The organism is Aeromonas piscicola (assembly GCF_000820005.1).
In the GTDB taxonomy this organism is placed as follows: Bacteria; Pseudomonadota; Gammaproteobacteria; order Enterobacterales; family Aeromonadaceae; genus Aeromonas; species Aeromonas piscicola.
This window is the reverse complement of sequence record NZ_CDBL01000002.1, coordinates 791-2014: the sequence shown is the minus strand read 5'-3', so window position 1 is coordinate 2014 and position 1224 is coordinate 791. Positions and strand designations below refer to the sequence as shown.

Sequence of the window (1224 nt, the reverse complement as noted above, 5' to 3'; positions counted from 1 at the left end):
GCCAAGTGGCATTATGTCTGGACGCGGGATCTCTCCTACGCCACCGATCTGGGGCTGGGCATCCTGGATCCGCAACGGGCGCGAAACTCCTTGCAGTTCAAGCTCTCCGATTTCAGAGCCGAGCTGAAGCAGGGCCTCGACGGCCTGATCCCGCAGGGACGCCAGATCATCCAGGATACGGGGACGGGGGGCAGCTGGCCCATCAGTACCGACCGCATGGGCTGGGCGCTGGCGGCTGAGCAGGTGCTGGCGGCCTTGCCTGCCGGGGAGCGCAGTGCCTTCCTGCCCGAGGCGTTCGAGGGGTTGCGCAATACCATTGAGAGCGATCGTCTGGCGGCCTTCGACGAGGGCGATGGCCTCTATGGCGGTGAGCAATCCTTCCTCGATTGGCGTGATCAGACCTATGCCAAGTGGATCACCGCAGACATCGCCCACATCGGCATGAGCAAATCCCTCTCCACCAACGTGCTCCATTATCAGGGGCTGAGGCTGGCGGCGCGTCTGGCCACCGAGCTGGGCCAGGATGAGCTGGCGACCCGCTACAGCCTGTGGGCCAGCGCGCTCAAGCAGGCCATCAATCATGGCTTCTGGCTGGCGGATGAGAAGATGTATGCCAGCCTGATCAACACCAGCACGGATCCGAGCCCGGCCTACAAGTTCGACCTGCTCGGGGAATCCCTTGCCATCCTGGCGGGCATTGCCGATGAGAGCCAGGCTAGGGAGATCGTCAGTCGTTACCCCATGGGGCCTTATGGCGCCCCTGTCTATTTCCCGCAGCAACCCGATATGCCGGTCTACCATAACCGCGCCATCTGGCCCTTTGTCTCCGCCTATGGGCTGAAAGCCGCCGCCAGGGTGCAGAACGTGGCCGTGGCCGATCGCCATGTCGACTCCCTGATGCGCGGGGCCGCGCTCAACCTCTCCAACATGGAGAACCTGGAATGGCTCTCCGGTCAGCCCTCCTTGATGGATCTGACTCATCCCGACCTGACGGGCCCGGTTATCAACTCTCAGCGCCAGCTCTGGTCCGTGGGCGGCTATCTCGGCATGGTGACCAGCACTCTATTCGGTTACCACATTGAGGAGCAGGGGATCCGGGTCTCGCCCTTCGTCACCGCGCACCTGCACAAGCTGATGGGGGCCAAGCCGGAAGCGGCACTCAAGGGGCTGAACTACCGCAGCAAGCAGATAGAGCTCAAGTTGCTGCTCCCCGACGTCGGGGAG

General features: G+C 63.2%; 1 protein-coding gene. It reads left to right on the top strand.

Features of this window, described 5'->3' with window-relative positions; translation table 11 throughout:
- The coding region (locus BN1128_RS00055; protein ID WP_042865536.1) for an MGH1-like glycoside hydrolase domain-containing protein at positions 1-1224 on the top strand (1224 nt) is incomplete at both ends.